This window comes from Bacillus sp. FSL M8-0077, from assembly GCF_038050255.1.
GTDB lineage: Bacteria > Bacillota > Bacilli > Bacillales > Bacillaceae > Bacillus > Bacillus altitudinis.
The window spans coordinates 1,387,544-1,402,008 of the sequence record NZ_JBBPAF010000001.1; the positions used below are offsets into that span (position 1 = coordinate 1,387,544).

At 40.5% G+C, this 14,465-nt stretch carries 16 protein-coding genes and 1 riboswitch; of the genes, 13 read left to right on the top strand and 3 right to left on the bottom strand.

The features are described from left to right. The first annotated feature begins 124 nt into the window (after positions 1-124). The 4 genes from NST57_RS07115 (at position 125) to NST57_RS07130 (ending at position 2,436) form a co-directional block, all read left to right on the top strand. A complete protein-coding gene (locus tag NST57_RS07115; protein ID WP_007498761.1) occupies positions 125-1,471 on the top strand; it encodes a TrkH family potassium uptake protein in 1,347 nt (448 codons plus the stop codon). 98 nt (positions 1,472-1,569) lie between these two features. Next, positions 1,570-2,097: a DUF421 domain-containing protein gene (locus NST57_RS07120; RefSeq protein WP_045034960.1), complete on the top strand. Its 528-nt coding sequence runs from the start codon at positions 1,570-1,572 to the stop codon at positions 2,095-2,097. Beyond that, positions 2,094-2,258 (top strand): hypothetical protein, encoded by a 165-nt coding sequence (locus NST57_RS07125; RefSeq protein WP_008346124.1) that lies wholly within the window; start codon positions 2,094-2,096, stop codon positions 2,256-2,258. Before NST57_RS07120 ends, NST57_RS07125 begins: the two co-directional genes overlap by 4 nt. Continuing rightward, positions 2,251-2,436: a hypothetical protein gene (locus tag NST57_RS07130; RefSeq protein WP_142154868.1), complete on the top strand. Its 186-nt coding sequence runs from the start codon at positions 2,251-2,253 to the stop codon at positions 2,434-2,436. The genes NST57_RS07125 and NST57_RS07130 overlap by 8 nt, the downstream gene beginning before the upstream one ends. Positions 2,437-2,465: 29 nt before the next feature. On the opposite strand, the gene NST57_RS07135 is transcribed toward NST57_RS07130, so the two are convergent. Next, positions 2,466-3,485: an acyltransferase family protein gene (locus tag NST57_RS07135; RefSeq protein ID WP_142154869.1), complete on the bottom strand. Its 1,020-nt coding sequence runs from the start codon at positions 3,483-3,485 to the stop codon at positions 2,466-2,468. Between the two features lie 293 nt (positions 3,486-3,778). On the opposite strand from NST57_RS07135, the gene NST57_RS07140 reads away from it, so the two are divergent. From NST57_RS07140 to NST57_RS07150, 3 genes are all read left to right on the top strand, one after another. Continuing rightward, positions 3,779-5,974: a PAS domain-containing sensor histidine kinase gene (locus tag NST57_RS07140; protein ID WP_142154870.1), complete on the top strand. Its 2,196-nt coding sequence runs from the start codon at positions 3,779-3,781 to the stop codon at positions 5,972-5,974. Between the two features lies 1 nt (position 5,975). Beyond that, complete coding sequence (locus NST57_RS07145) at positions 5,976-6,467, top strand: methylated-DNA--[protein]-cysteine S-methyltransferase (protein ID WP_019743074.1); 492 nt, start codon at positions 5,976-5,978, stop codon at positions 6,465-6,467. Between the two features lie 89 nt (positions 6,468-6,556). Next, on the top strand, positions 6,557-6,691 hold the full coding sequence (locus NST57_RS07150; protein WP_008346115.1) for a hypothetical protein: 135 nt from the start codon (positions 6,557-6,559) through the stop codon (positions 6,689-6,691). A gap of 24 nt (positions 6,692-6,715) precedes the next feature. Here the strand turns inward: NST57_RS07150 and mtnA are convergent, their stop codons facing one another. Both mtnA and mtnK read right to left on the bottom strand, forming a co-directional pair. Continuing rightward, positions 6,716-7,777: an S-methyl-5-thioribose-1-phosphate isomerase gene (gene mtnA / locus NST57_RS07155; RefSeq protein WP_142154871.1), complete on the bottom strand. Its 1,062-nt coding sequence runs from the start codon at positions 7,775-7,777 to the stop codon at positions 6,716-6,718. A gap of 6 nt (positions 7,778-7,783) precedes the next feature. Beyond that, positions 7,784-8,977, bottom strand: coding sequence for an S-methyl-5-thioribose kinase (mtnK, locus tag NST57_RS07160; RefSeq protein ID WP_341298319.1), 1,194 nt, complete (start codon positions 8,975-8,977; stop codon positions 7,784-7,786). A gap of 406 nt (positions 8,978-9,383) precedes the next feature. Between mtnK and NST57_RS07165 the strand changes: the two genes are divergently transcribed. The 6 genes from NST57_RS07165 (at position 9,384) to NST57_RS07190 (ending at position 14,420) form a co-directional block, all read left to right on the top strand. Continuing rightward, positions 9,384-10,574: a pyridoxal phosphate-dependent aminotransferase gene (locus NST57_RS07165; protein ID WP_341298320.1), complete on the top strand. Its 1,191-nt coding sequence runs from the start codon at positions 9,384-9,386 to the stop codon at positions 10,572-10,574. Positions 10,575-10,618: 44 nt separating this feature from the next. Then, positions 10,619-10,720: riboswitch (SAM riboswitch) on the top strand. A 99-nt stretch (positions 10,721-10,819) separates the two neighbouring features. After that, positions 10,820-12,037: a 2,3-diketo-5-methylthiopentyl-1-phosphate enolase gene (gene mtnW / locus NST57_RS07170; RefSeq protein WP_341298321.1), complete on the top strand. Its 1,218-nt coding sequence runs from the start codon at positions 10,820-10,822 to the stop codon at positions 12,035-12,037. After that, the gene (locus NST57_RS07175; protein WP_341298322.1) at positions 12,038-12,733 is read left to right on the top strand and encodes a 2-hydroxy-3-keto-5-methylthiopentenyl-1-phosphate phosphatase; all 696 of its coding nucleotides are present in this window, start codon (positions 12,038-12,040) and stop codon (positions 12,731-12,733) included. Then, entirely contained in the window at positions 12,697-13,329 is a 633-nt protein-coding gene (locus tag NST57_RS07180; RefSeq protein WP_341298323.1) for a methylthioribulose 1-phosphate dehydratase, read from the top strand. Before NST57_RS07175 ends, NST57_RS07180 begins: the two co-directional genes overlap by 37 nt. Positions 13,330-13,345: 16 nt before the next feature. Further along, entirely contained in the window at positions 13,346-13,876 is a 531-nt protein-coding gene (locus tag NST57_RS07185) for a cupin domain-containing protein (RefSeq protein WP_142154877.1), read from the top strand. Between the two features lie 301 nt (positions 13,877-14,177). After that, the gene (locus tag NST57_RS07190) at positions 14,178-14,420 is read left to right on the top strand and encodes an aspartyl-phosphate phosphatase Spo0E family protein (RefSeq protein WP_142154878.1); all 243 of its coding nucleotides are present in this window, start codon (positions 14,178-14,180) and stop codon (positions 14,418-14,420) included. Positions 14,421-14,465: the final 45 nt, after the last annotated feature.

Genomic DNA, 14,465 nt, shown 5'->3' on the forward strand with positions numbered 1-14,465 from the left:
TGCGTAAGGATGTCTTTTTCTTTTTGATGAAAAAGTAAATAAAGCACAAAATACCTTTAAAATCTTCTCTCTTTTCATTAAAATGATATAGTATTCGAAAAGAAAGATAAAAGAAGGAATAACCATGAATCCAATGAAAAAACTAATTGACCGGCTGTCGGCTTTTCAGCTGATTGCCCTTTATTATTTTCTTGCTGTGACCGTGTCGTTCATACTACTCAGTCTGCCAGTGGCTCACCAAGAAGGAGTCAAATGGACATTTATTGATGCGCTGTTTACAGCTGTGAGTGCTGTCAGTGTCACGGGTCTGACTGTTGTCGATACGTCACAAACATTTAGTGTGACCGGGATGTGGATCCTTGCATTTGTTTTGCAAATCGGCGGTATCGGCATTATGACGCTTGGTACATTCGTCTGGCTGGTTATGCGAAAAAGGATCGGCATTAAAGAAAGAAAATTAATTATGGCAGACCAAAACCAGAGCAACTTATCAGGAATTGTGAAACTCATGAAGCAGGTCTTGTATTTAATCTTGCTGATTGAGTTTGTAGGCGGTCTGATTTTAAGTATGTATTTTCTAAAGTATTACGATGTGCAAGGCGCTTTTTTACACGGATTTTTCTCTAGTATCAGTGCAACAACTAATGGAGGCTTTGATATTACAGGGAATTCGTTAATTCCTTATAAAGATGACTATTTCGTCCAATTTATCACGATGCTGCTCATCATTTTTGGCGCTATTGGCTTTCCGGTACTTGTCGAAGTAAAGGATTATTTATTCAATCAAGACCGAAAACATGCATCGTTTTCATTGTTTACGAAAATTACAACGATCACGTTTGGCCTCCTTGTTGTCGTTGGGGCAATTGGGATTTATGCACTTGAAGCCCGGTTTACTTTTCTAGGGAAGAGCTGGCATGAAATCTTGTTTTATTCTTTGTTTCAATCAACAGCCACTAGAAGTGGCGGGCTTTCGACATTAGATATTACGCAATTGACAGAGCCGACGCTGTTATTTTTATGTTTGCTGATGTTTATCGGGGCATCTCCAAGCTCGGTAGGGGGCGGAATTCGGACAACCACGTTTGCCCTTAATTTACTTGCTTTGTTTCATTTTGCGAGAGGAAATAAGTCCATTAAAATTTTTAAAAGAGAGCTCCATCAAGCGGATATTAATAAATCCCTCATGGTGACGATGATGGCCTTTATTTTAGTGTTTGGTGCTACGTTTCTGTTAACTTTATCAGACCATCATACACTTCTTGAAACTTTATTTGAAGTTTGTTCTGCCTTCGGAACAACGGGACTGTCGCTCGGAATTACGTCTGACTTGTCCGTATTTGGTAAGTGTATTATTATGGTCGTCATGTTTATCGGGCGGATTGGAATTCCAAGCTTCTTGTATTTAATTGGCCGTCGTGAAAGTGAAGCGAATTATCATTATCCGAAAGAGCGTGTGATCATCGGCTAACCAGCATTCCTACTGAATGCTGGTTTTTTTATTTCCATTATATAACTGGCTAAATCACAAAGGATGTTCGCAATCTATAGGTAAGAGGTGAAAGAGACGTGCTGGATGTGTTATGGAAAGCAATTGTTATGCTGCTCGTTGGTACCTTGCTGCTGAGAATAGCAGGACCTAAATCCATTAGTCAATTAACGGTTCAACAGACAGTCATCATGATTTCAATTGGATCGATTATTATCCAACCCTTCATTGAGCATAATTTACTTGAAACCATTTATGCAGCGACCATCTTTATTGTGGCACTTGTGGTGATGGAAAAGCTGTCAATTCGGTTTGATTTCTTTGAAAAATTGGTTTCAGGGAAGTCTGTGGTGATTTTAGAGGATGGAGAAATGCTTGATCACAAGCTGAAAAAAACGCGTCTGACAAGGGACGAATTCAAAATGCGCTTAAAGCAGCAGGGCATCACAGACATCAGCAGTCTCAAAAAAGCAACGCTAGAAGCAAATGGGCAAATTGGATATGAGTTAAAGCCTGAGGAAAAACCAGTGACAGTCAAACAAATGAAAGAGCTGTTTGATCAATTGAGCGAAGAACTAAACATGTTAAAAAGGAATGATGACAAATGAAAAGAAAAACAGCGAAAAATGAAGCACTCACAAATAATATGACACCTACAGAAAGCATGGCACACGATCAAGGACAAACACAATTTGACGAGCAATCAGAAGACCGCCAGGCGAACCGAAATTCTCATCAAGGTAAACAGGGGGGAGCCTCTCGTGACTAAAAAGCATTTGAAAAGTAAAGATATAAAAGACCATAAAAAGCCGATGAACCCTGGTATCTTAGAAGAGGAATTTGGCAGTGAGCTGGGGGATATAAACAGTAGTAAATGGATTGATACCTTAGTGAAGCCTAAAAAAGACGATGAATGTCACACTGAACAGAAAAACAGAAATAAATAGAAAAAACGATCTTCTGAGGATCGTTTTTTCTATTTAATATAACTATTTTGTCTGCCAGTCATTGTTCGCATCAGACTGGTCATTTTGAGCTCGATGACTGGTTGTGCAACAGTTTTAACAAATGTACTAGATAGGGTAAAGGTTAAGAGGACCGTAAGCAGCAATAGAATCAATACACTTGCCGTATTTAGAGCCCACTCATCAAACCAAGTCGTTCTTAAAAGCTTAATCACAAAGCCATGAAGTAAGTAGACATATAACGTTCTTGTGCCCCATTTGGTAAAGAAGAACCGGCGTGTTGGGACTAATGCAAAGAAACTAAAGGTAGCAGCAAATGCAAGTAAATACCATGCCATTCGCTTCATAGCTGCCATGAATCCTTCATCTCCAAGAGAAGCGTACGACTGTGACCCAAATAAAAAGGAATAATCGAATTCATAAAAATAGCAAAACATGAACACGGCCATCAGAACAAGAAGTGCAGTCACTTTCCCTTTGCTTGTTCGGATAAATTCAAAGTGCTGTTTTTTTAAATAAAAGCCAGCTAAAAACATCGGCAAAAAGACAAACGTACGCGATAAGCTGAGCGTGTCGCTAATGCTGTCCACGTAACCGACAAGTAACGCCATCGATAAACTGACGATCATTGCCCAGTGGAAAGGTAGTTTTGAAAAAGGAATAAGTAGTAAATTCCAAAAGAATAAACTAATTAAAAACCATAAGGACCATTGCGGATCAATCGGATTTAAGTTAGACATGCTTTGATCCTGTAAGAAATAATAATAGACAGAATAGATGACCTGAAAAATCAAATATGGGATGATCAGCTTAACGGCGACTTTTTTCATAAAACCTGGTTTTCTAAAACCTTTGGCAAAGAAGCCAGACACCAATATAAAAGCGGGCATATGGAATGTATAAATAAATTTATATAAGTAGAGTATCCAGTCATTATCATGTATGAATGACCGTAACAAATGACCAAAAACAACTAGAAAAATCAGAAGAAATTTTGCATTATCAAAATAACTGTCTCTTGTGGACGTCATAACATCACCTTTCCTGCTTTATTTCAAACATAAACGTTCTAAGTGCACTGTTCCCTCATTTGCCCCATTTTAAAATACAAATTGGCTCATTTCGCTATTTGATGTGAAATTGTAGAGCGGTTGTAAAAGAAGCGTAAGAAAAGAGAATCGTTATACAATCGTGTCATCCAAATGAAACAAATGAAGCAAGCCTCGTGTAAAAAGTTCTCTTTTTTTATGAGTCGAATGAAGGAACAATGAAAATCTTGTAGAAATATTGTAGAGGAATGAGGCTGGAAAAGGAGTGTAAGAGAATGACTGAAACGCTCGATGGTGCGAAAAATATCAGAAAATTAGAAAAAGAGAACGAATATTTGCGAAATGAATTGATACAGCACAAAATGCTGTTAAATAAGACGTTAGATGCCATTTTTATATTTGATCAGCACCTCAACATTATCCAAGCCAATGAAGCGACATGCAGGCTTGTACAAACACCAAAAGAAGACCTCCTCAATAAATCCGTTCTAGATTTCCTATACGGCATACCGAAAAACAAAATTGACTGTTCACTTGAGATTTTTTTTCGAAAAGGAACTTTAAAAAGAGAGATCTCCATTCAACTTGAAAATGGAGAGACAAAATATATTGAATTTGCGGCAGAGCATGACGTGGTGAATCAACAATATATTGTCGTCATGCGTGATATTTCTTCAAAGAAAATATTAGAGCGAGAACGCTCAATGAATGAGCAGCTGTTTAAAGATTTATTTGATCGAGCGATTGACGGTATGGTCATTTTTGATCAGGATGGTTGTATGATTGACGCCAATCACTCTTTTTGCCAGAGCTTTGAACTTCAAAAAACGGATTTAACAGACCGTTACTTAAATGAATTTGTTGAAGAAGAAAACCTTCCAGCGCTCCAGCAGCTCTTAACTTCATTGAAAGAAACAGGGAAAGCAAAGGGAGAACTTCCTGTTACCCTTCAATCTGGGCAGCACAAATTATTCGAACTGACCATCACATCAAATGTGATGAGTGGTTTTTACATGTCCATCATGCGTGATATTACAGAAAAAAGATTAATGGAAGAAAAGCTGCTAAAAAGTGAAGAACGTTTTAGAGAAATATTTGAAAATGCAATGGATGCCATCATCATTTGGGCGGATGATGGAGAAATTGTTAGGGCAAATGAATCAGCCTGCCGAATTTTTGAATTGCCGATGCAGCAGCTGATTGGCAAGAAACTCATGGATTTTCTAGTCAAATCTGATCGCAGATACCGGCCGACAAGAAGACGGTATATAAGGAATCTTGAAATCAGAGAAGAACTCCTCTTTAGAATGGCGAATGGCCAATTCAAAGAGCTTGAGTTCACCTCTAAGCATGCGGTATTAGAAGGACAGCATTTAACCATTTTACGGAATGTCAGTGACAGAAAGCGAATGGAAGAGGAGCTGCGAGAAAGTGAGCTCAAATTCCGTAAAGTATTTAATGGCTCTATGGATGGCATTGTTCTTTTCGATAATCAATACCGGATTATTGATGTGAATCCTTCCGCAAGTGAACTGCTTGGCCTCAAAGATGATCACTTAACGGAAATGAACCTTTTTCATATCCTTGCGCCATATCAAATTGAAAATTTGGCGCAGCCAGCTCAGGCGATGTCATTAGATGAGATGGACAATGAAGTTCCATTTGTGCTGAACCATCCAGATCAACGTATTTTGGAGTTTTCTTTTAAACGAAATATTATTCATAACATGAATTTGGCCATCTTTAGAGATGTGACTGAGCGCAAGGAATTAGAGGAGCGGGTAAGAAAATCGGATACGCTTCATGTTGTCGGAGAGCTTGCCGCTGGAATTGCCCATGAAATTAGAAATCCAATGACGGCTTTAAAAGGCTTCATTCAGCTGCTCAAAGGAAACATTGAAGGAGAGTATTCGCTCTATTTTAATGTCATCACATCAGAGCTAAAAAGAATCGAATCCATCATTACAGAATTTTTGATTTTAGCGAAACCGCAGGCCATCATCTATGAAGAAAAAAATGTCGTGCAAATTGTCAAAGACACGATGGACCTTCTTCACGCACAGGCCAATCTTGGCAATGTGCAAATGCACTTAAATGTGCTGGATGATATTCCGCTCATCTACTGTGAACAAAATCAATTGAAGCAAGTCTTTATTAACATCTTAAAAAATGCGATTGAAGTAATGCCTCAGAAAGGAAATGTTTACGTGAGCATTCAAAGGAAGGGGGAGGAGCATATTGTGATTTCTCTTCGTGATGAAGGCTGCGGCATGACAGAGGATAAACTAAAGCGTCTCGGAGAACCATTTTATACAACAAAAGAAAGAGGCACTGGACTTGGGTTAATGGTTAGTTATAAAATTATTGAAGAGCATCAAGGAACCATTGAAGTAGAGAGTGAAGAAGGGGTCGGAACAGTGTTCCATCTCACGCTTCCACTCCGGCAGCAGAAACAAGAAGGGGAGCTTTAATGTGTATTATACAGTCTATACCGCACCAATCGGGGCATTATACATACTAGAGAAAGATGGAGCCATCATTGAAGTGAAGTTTGATGATGAATCGTTTTTGGTCAAAAAACAGAGAGACCGTTTTAAACAAGAAGACACGCCTGTATTAAAAGAAGCGAAAAAACAGCTGGATGAATATTTTAAGGGCGATCGGAAAGTGTTCGATCTCCCGCTCAAGCAAGCAGGCTCTCCGTTTCAAGAGCAAGTGTGGGAGGCACTTTCTACTATTCCGTATGGTGAATCAAAAAGCTATGCTGATATTGCAGAAGCGATCGGCAATCCAAAGGCTGTCAGAGCCATTGGACAAGCTAATAGACGCAATGCATTGCCTATTTTTATCCCGTGTCACCGGGTCATTGGAAAAGACAGGACTCTGACTGGTTATGCAGGGACGAAGACAGGGATGAAAGCGATCCTTTTAGAATTAGAAGGCATCCCATTTGTTCAAAAATAAATGAATTGACCTGTTCCAAATGTTTAGCGAGCGACATATCCTTTTATTAAGCTAAAAAAGTTGGTCTAGGGAAAAAGGAGGCTGCTAACATGTTATGGGGCAAAAAAGATAAAATGTACGCCGTCACATCACTATTTGTCAAAATGAACGTGTTGACAGAAGAACAGAAAAAAGAAATATTAGCAAAAACGAACGAAACAAAAAAGCGCGGTGCTCTTAAATGATAAGAACTCCGCGCTTTTGTTTGATTAAAGTGACACGCTTTCGGTGAATAGTGCATCAATCTCTTCTGTATAGTTGGAAGTGATAATGCCTTTTTCTGTAATGATCCCGGAAATGAGATGATGAGGGGTGACATCAAAGGCAGGGTTAAATACCTGCACGTCAGGAGGCGCAATTTGGATGCCGTTTAATTCCTTTACTTCCTGCGGGTCGCGTTCTTCAATCGGAATATCTGATCCATCCTGAGTTGACACATCAAAGGTCGAAAGAGGTGCTGCCACAAAAAATGGGATCTGAAAATGTTTAGCTAAAATAGCCAGACTTAACGTTCCAATTTTATTTGCTGTATCACCGTTTCTAGCGATTCGATCTGCACCAACAATAACGGCAGAAATTTGTTTTTCTTTCATCGTATGGGCTGCCATATTATCCGTGATAAGCGTCACATCTACACCGCCCTGCATCAATTCCCATGTCGTCAGACGGGCGCCTTGAAGGACAGGACGTGTTTCACATGCGTAAATGTGAAGATCGAGGTTTTTCTTTTTCGCTAAATAAAAGGGTGCAAGCGCTGTTCCGTACCGGCTTGTGGCAATGGAGCCTGCGTTGCAAATGGTCATAATTCGATCACCGGATTTAAAGAGCTGAAGAGCATTTTGACCGATTTGCCGGCATGTTTCTTCATCTTCGATTTGAATTTGAATGGCTTCATGGACAAGATCAGTTTTGGCTGCATTCACCGAAGCAGCACGCTCAATGCGCTGATAAAGCCGGTCTAATGCCCAGGCAAGGTTCACAGCGGTTGGACGAGCACTGTTTAAATATTTTTTCAGGCGAGCGACTTCTCGTTTAAAGATATCAATGTCTTCTGTATCAATGTCTTGAGCACTGAGTGCAAGACCAAAAGCCGCTGTAATGCCAATAGCAGGTGCTCCGCGTACTTTTAGCGTCACAATGGCATCATACACATCTTCTTTTGTATATAAATGCTCAAACACGGTTTCAGCGGGTAATTTTTGCTGATTCAAAATGTTAATACGGTTTTCTTCCCATTCAACGGAACGGGGAACTTCAAATTCTTTAGACAAAACTCGTCACTCCTTTACAGTTTGCTGGAATAATGCGACGAGGTCAGACGCTGTTTCCACTGCATGATATTGTTTGATCAATGTTTTTCCTAGTGTAAGTGCTGCTTTTTTCTGTTGAAGCCTTCTAGAATGTGATGGAATCGCATCGAGATCAGCCGCATGTGCAAGGCCGATGGTTCGGCGAACAAGCTCACAGCCAGCAAAGCCGGCGGCTTCTTTTAAAATACGCTCAAACGTTGTTTCTAAAAAGCTGTCCGATACACTAAACGCTTCAATACTGTCTTCTTTCCATGCTTTTGTGAACACTTCTTTGAATGTTGCCCACACATTGACGACATGATCAAAAAGGTGCTGCTGATCCTGTTCATTCTCATGTGATAAAGCATTTAGGAACAGATTGGCAATAAAGTGGCCGATATCAAATCCGAAAGGACCGTAAAAAGCGAACTCTGGATCAATGATTTTCGTTTCTGTTTCGTTTGCAAAAATACTGCCTGTATGAAGGTCTCCATGTACCAGTGTTTCAGCAGATGTTAAGAAGATCCGTTTCAATTCGGCTGCTTTTGCCTGCAGTTCAAGATCAGCCCACAATGCTTCTGCCTCTTCCCTTAATTCCTCTTCGAAATCATTCGTTTCGCTGTCAAAGAAAGGATCTGTGAAAACGAGTTTTTCTGTAATGTCACAAAGATCAGGGTTCGTAAACTGCTTCACGAATTGTTTTTTGATTTTAGGATTTGTGGCAAAGTCAGATGTGTAAAATAGTGTTTTGCCTAAAAATTCTCCGACATGATCTGATAAATACGGATAATGTTTTCCGGCAATTAGCCCTTTTCTGACGATTTCAAGGTGTGATAGATCTTCCATTGCTGTCACAGCAAGAGCTGTATCTGAATAATAGACGGCTGGTACGAGATGTGGTGCATACTCTGATTGCTTGATGAGTGCTGCACTTTCAATTCTTGCGCGGTCTAATGTCAGCGGCCAGCTTTCTCCAACGACCTTTGCATAAGGAAGAGCCTGCTTGATAATCAGTCCTTTTGCTTGTTTGTGATCATAAATATGAAAGACGTAATTTAAATTTCCGTCGCCAATTTCAGTACAGGTCAAATGACTGCTCTCTTGAATCAATCCAAGTCTAATGGCTAATGCAACTGCCGAACTCTCTGTTAATTCTTCATATGATGCCGTAAGTGTAACCAATTGCTTCCCCTCCAAATCATATAAAAAAGCCTCTTTCTCCTGAGAGAAAGAGGCTTGATGGCGTGTATGCTCGAAGCCTCTCTTATCTCTCAGCACATACGTCTGATGGAATTAGCACCGTGCCCTATAAGACAATGAATTGTCTTGGCGCTGTTCTTGCTGCGCCCCACTTCACAGTGGTATTAACGGTCGGTTGCTGTTGGGGTCAAAAGGCCAAATCCCTCGCCCAACTCTCGATAAGAGAAATCAATATGTAATTGTTTCATGTCTGCTTGCATTTCTTAATTCTAGATATTATCAGAGCTGCAGTTCACATGTCAATCTTTTTTCAAAATTGCTTTACAATTCATAAAACAATCCATTACAGTGATTGTATTGTCACGTAACTTGAATAGAAGGTGAAAAAATGGAATTCCAGCAATCGGATGTATTGAAACATTTACCGAAACAATTTTTTGCATCGCTTGTACAAAAAGTACAGAAAAAAGTGCAGGAAGGGGCAGATGTGATTAATTTAGGTCAAGGAAATCCTGATCAGCCCACTCCTCCACATATTGTGAAAGCGATGCAGGAAGCGGTAGCAAAACCTGAAAATCATCAATACTCCTCATTCCGCGGGACAGCGAAACTAAAAAAAGCTGCAGCTGCTTTTTATGAAAGAGAATATGGTGTCACGCTTGACCCAAAGACAGAGATTGCCATCTTATTTGGAGGGAAAGCGGGACTAGTCGAATTGCCTCAATGTTTACTGAATCCAGGTGATACGCTGCTTGTTCCAGATCCGGGCTATCCTGATTACTGGTCAGGCGCTGTGCTTGCCGGAGCTCGCATGGTCACAATGCCTCTTCTTGAACAAAATAACTTTTTGCCTGACTACCACCAACTGTCTGAGGAAGATAAGAATCAAGCAAAATTGATGTACTTAAATTACCCAAATAATCCGACTGGTGCGACTGCAAACCGGACATTTTTTGAAGATACTGTTGCGTTTGCGAGTGAAAATAAGATGTGTGTTGTCCATGATTTTGCATATGGCGGCATAGGATTTGACGGCGAAAAGCCCCTTAGTTTCCTGCAAATAGACGGAGCAAAAGAGACAGGTATTGAAATCTATACATTGTCCAAAACGTATAATATGGCTGGTTGGAGAGTCGGTTTTGCAGTAGGGAATGCCTCTGTTATCGAAGCCATTGAGCTTTATCAGGATCACCTGTTTGTGTCACTGTTTAAAGCAACTCAAGATGCAGCAGCAGAAGCACTATTAAGCGATCAAACGTGTGTTCAATTACAAAATGATCGGTACGAAAAAAGACGGAACACTTGGATTGCTGCATGCAAAGAAATTGGCTGGGACGTCAGTGCGCCAAAGGGGTCGTTTTTTGCTTGGCTAAAGGTGCCTGAAGGGTATACGTCTGAAACTTTTTCTGATGTATTATTAGAGAAAGCACATGTTGTTGTTGCGCCGGGCAGCGGCTTTGGTGCTCACGGTGAAGGCTACGTCAGAGTCGGTCTTTTAACAAGTGAGGAGCGGCTAAAGGAAGCAGCTGATCGTATCGCTGCTTTGCAGTTATTTGAAAAAAAGCCATTGACAACGTAAAAAAACGGTGCGATAATTCAGACAATATTTAAGAAAATTGAATATTCTTATCAAGAGTAGGCAGAGGGACTAGCCCAATGAAGCCCGGCAACCGACTTCCATGAAGCACGGTGCTAATTCTTGCAGCAAGCGCTGAGAGATAAGATTCGGATGAATGAGACGAAACCTCTTTAATGCGCTGATCAAGCACTTAAAGAGGTTTTTTTATTGACCATATACATGACGCAATCGAAAGGGGATTCCTAGTGAGTGAATTACTGGCAACATACGTACTAACACATCGAGAGGATGAACAAATAGACCGAAAAGCAGAGCAGATCGCACTTGGGTTAACGGTCGGGTCATGGACGGACTTGCCGCAGCTCAAAAAGGAGCAGCTGCAAAAACATAAAGGCCGTGTGGTGAGCGTAAAAGAACAGTCTCCCGCAGTTGGTGGTCTGTATCAATCAGAGGTGACCATTGCTTATCCTGAGGCTAACTTTTCAGCTGATATACCAGCGGTGTTGACGACGATTTTTGGAAAGCTTTCACTGGATGGGAAAGTAAAGCTCGTCGATATCGAATTTTCGGAAAGGTTTAAAAGCTGTCTGCCAGGACCGGTATTTGGCATTGAGGGGATACGAAAGAAAGTAGGCGTGTTTGATCGGCCGCTATTGATGAGTATATTTAAAGGCGTGATCGGCCGTGATATGGAGGATTTAAAAGAACAGCTCCGTTTACAGGCCCTAGGTGGAGTAGACTTCATCAAAGATGATGAGATTTTATTTGAAAGCCCATTAGCCCCTTTTGAAGATCGAATCAAGGAAGGAAAAAAGATATTAAAAGAAACATATGAAGAGACAGGACATCGCACGCTTTATGCTGTTAATTTAACTGGCAGAACTTTTGATTTAAAAGATCGAGCAAGAAAGGCAGCCGAACTCGGGGCTGATGCGCTTTTATTCAATGTTTTTGCCTATGGACTTGATGTCATGCAAAGCCTAGCTGAAGATCCAGAGATACCATTGCCGATCATGGCACATCCAGCAGTGAGCGGTGCAATGACATCCTCTCCAGACTATGGATTCTCGCATTCTCTTCTTTTAGGCAAATTAAATCGATATGCTGGCGCTGATTTAAGTCTTTTCCCCTCTCCTTATGGGTCAGTCGCCCTTCCGAAAAAAGATGCCTTTGGCATTTACGAAGGATGTGTGAAAAAGGATACAGTTCAGCAAACATTTCCTGTCCCATCAGCTGGTATTCACCCTGGAATGGTTCCGGTCTTAATCAAAGATTTTGGACTTGATCATGTCATTAATGCAGGCGGGGGAATTCATGGACATCCGCGGGGAGCAATCGGAGGAGGGAATGCATTTCGCTCGATCATCGATGCGGTGGTCAAAAAAGAGTCTATCGAAGAAAAAGCATCAACTTGTCAAGACTTACAAGCAGCACTTGATCTTTGGGGAAGGGTAGCAGAATAAATGAAAAAACCAATTGTATGTTGTGATTTTGATGGCACGATTACGAAAAATGATAATATCATTCGCATCATGAAGCAGTTTGCTCCAAATGAATGGACGAAATGGAAGGATGGTGTTCTAGCGAAGGAGATCACGATCCAAGAAGGCGTCGGACAGATGTTTCAATTACTGACGAGTGATCAGAAGGAAGCCATTCGGTCATTTATTTTAGAGGATACAGAGATTCGTGAAGGGTTTAAACAGTTTGTCGATGATGTAAAAAAAGCAGACATTTCTTTCTATGTGCTCAGCGGCGGTATGGACTTTTTTGTCTATCCCATCCTGGAAGGGATTGTTGATCAAGAGGATATTTATTGTAACCATGCATCATTTAAAGAAGACCATATTCAAATTGAATGGCCGCATGCCTGTGATTCAGAATGCCAAAATGGCTGTGGCTGCTGCAAGCCTTCCATTATTCGAGAGCTGACGCAGGAAAATGACTTTATTATCATGATTGGAGATTCAGTGACTGATATTGAGGCAGCGAAACATGCGGATCTCACGTTTGCGCGTGACTATTTACTGAACGAATGTAAAGAGCTAGGGCTCGTACATAAAGAGTATGAAACATTTGTTGATCTAAAAGCGCAATTTGATCAAATAAAGGAAGTGAAGGAATGGCAGACGAGAAGAGTAAACGCTGGAAGGAACTAGCATACGTCAAACGTGAATTGGCACAAAGAGACTGGTTTTACGGAACGAGCGGCAATTTATCGATAAAAGTGTCGGATGATCCCATCACGTTTTTGGTGACGGCAAGCGGCAAAGATAAAAGAAAAGAAACCAACGAAGATTTTGTTCTTGTTGATGCAGCGGGTCAGCCGGTACATCCAAATCAGCCGGTCAGGCCATCAGCTGAAACACTGCTTCACACATACGTTTATGAGCGAACGAAAGCAGGCTGCTGTCTTCACGTCCATACGATTGATAACAATGTCATTTCTGAGTTGTATGGCGATAAAGGAGAAGTTCGTTTTAAAGGCAATGAAATTATCAAAGCGCTTGGCTATTGGGAAGAGGATGCAGAAGTCGCTGTTCCTATTATTGAAAACCCAGCTCATATTCCGCATCTTGCAGAACAATTTGCAGTGCACTTGACGGAGGATGCTGGTGCTGTACTCATTCGTAATCATGGCATCACCGTTTGGGGGAAAACCGCATTTGAAGCCAAACGAGTTTTAGAGGCTTATGAATTTTTATTTACCTATCATTTGAAAGTAGTGCTTTATCAAAAGCAGCTTGTTAAATAAAAAGGAGGAAAAATAAATGGCAACTATTTACATTCACAATGAAGAGAACACGTCACTTGAGAACGAACAAGAGGTTCGGGCGTATTTAGAACAGCAAGGGGTCATTTATGAACATTGGGATATTGAAAAACTACCAAATCAGTTATCAGAAAAGTACGATTTAACTGATGATGAAAAGGAAGAAATTTTAACTGTGTTTCAAGAAGAAATAAAGAGTATCTCCGAGCGAAGAGGATACAAAGCGCAGGATGTGATTTCATTATCAGATGCGACCCCTAATCTTGATGAGCTGCTTCAAAACTTTAAACGGGAGCATCACCATACGGATGATGAAGTCAGGTTTATCGTAAGCGGTCATGGAATTTTTGCCATTCAAGGCAAAGATGGTGTCTTTTTTGATGTGAGACTGAATCCAGGTGATTTAATTTCTGTGCCTCCGAATATTCGTCACTACTTTACACTTCAAGAAGATCGTCAAGTCGTCGCAGTTCGCATATTTGTCACAACTGAGGGCTGGGTGCCAATTTACGAAGAAGAAACGGTTTAATAGTGAGAGCTGATCATTTCGCATGAGGCGGAAGATCAGCTTTTTTTTAGGAAAATAGACATAAAATGAGAGAGAAAATAGTTGATTTTGGTCTTCTGCATAGGATAAAATTCTGTTTAATCAATGTGTCAGTCCTGTCCAATTTTGAAGTTTACCCCCAGAATTCGTTGGGTAAAAGGTCTTTAGGCTGTAAAAAATTAAATAAAATAAGCTTATTTAATTTAATTTACAAATAAAGTATAATTTTGGTGTCGGATCATTTAGAGCGTAGACAGACGAATTTATAGCGGGAGCTGAGATCATGAATATTTATGTGCGGAAAGAACAGCTATTAATGTCAATTGATGAAAAGAGAAGACAAATGGTAGAAGCTGCTCAAGTAGAAGGCTATACAGGTGAGACGACAATTAAATATAGTCAAGAACTGGACAACCTGATGAATGAGTATCAGCATCTTCTTTTTCATGAACAACAATCTGTTGCATCCTTTCATGATCTTGTATCGCAAATGAATCTCCTTTCTGTCAATCGTCCTTCTTATTAACATCAAAAAACCGGTCTTGCCATTAGCAAAACCGGCTGAATGCTT

Excerpts from the sequence above, each read along its gene's own strand:
- NST57_RS07185 (WP_142154877.1), top strand. The coding sequence starts at position 13,346 with ATGGCAACTATTTACATTCACAATGAAGAGAACACGTCACTTGAGAAC.
- NST57_RS07115 (WP_007498761.1), top strand. The coding sequence starts at position 125 with ATGAATCCAATGAAAAAACTAATTGACCGGCTGTCGGCTTTTCAGCTG.
- NST57_RS07140 (WP_142154870.1), top strand. The coding sequence starts at position 3,779 with ATGACTGAAACGCTCGATGGTGCGAAAAATATCAGAAAATTAGAAAAA.
- NST57_RS07125 (WP_008346124.1), top strand. The coding sequence starts at position 2,094 with ATGAAAAGAAAAACAGCGAAAAATGAAGCACTCACAAATAATATGACA.
- NST57_RS07165 (WP_341298320.1), top strand. The coding sequence starts at position 9,384 with ATGGAATTCCAGCAATCGGATGTATTGAAACATTTACCGAAACAATTT.
- NST57_RS07135 (WP_142154869.1), bottom strand. The coding sequence starts at position 3,485 with ATGACGTCCACAAGAGACAGTTATTTTGATAATGCAAAATTTCTTCTG.
- NST57_RS07150 (WP_008346115.1), top strand. The coding sequence starts at position 6,557 with ATGTTATGGGGCAAAAAAGATAAAATGTACGCCGTCACATCACTATTT.
- NST57_RS07180 (WP_341298323.1), top strand. The coding sequence starts at position 12,697 with ATGGCAGACGAGAAGAGTAAACGCTGGAAGGAACTAGCATACGTCAAA.
- NST57_RS07190 (WP_142154878.1), top strand. The coding sequence starts at position 14,178 with ATGAATATTTATGTGCGGAAAGAACAGCTATTAATGTCAATTGATGAA.
- NST57_RS07175 (WP_341298322.1), top strand. The coding sequence starts at position 12,038 with ATGAAAAAACCAATTGTATGTTGTGATTTTGATGGCACGATTACGAAA.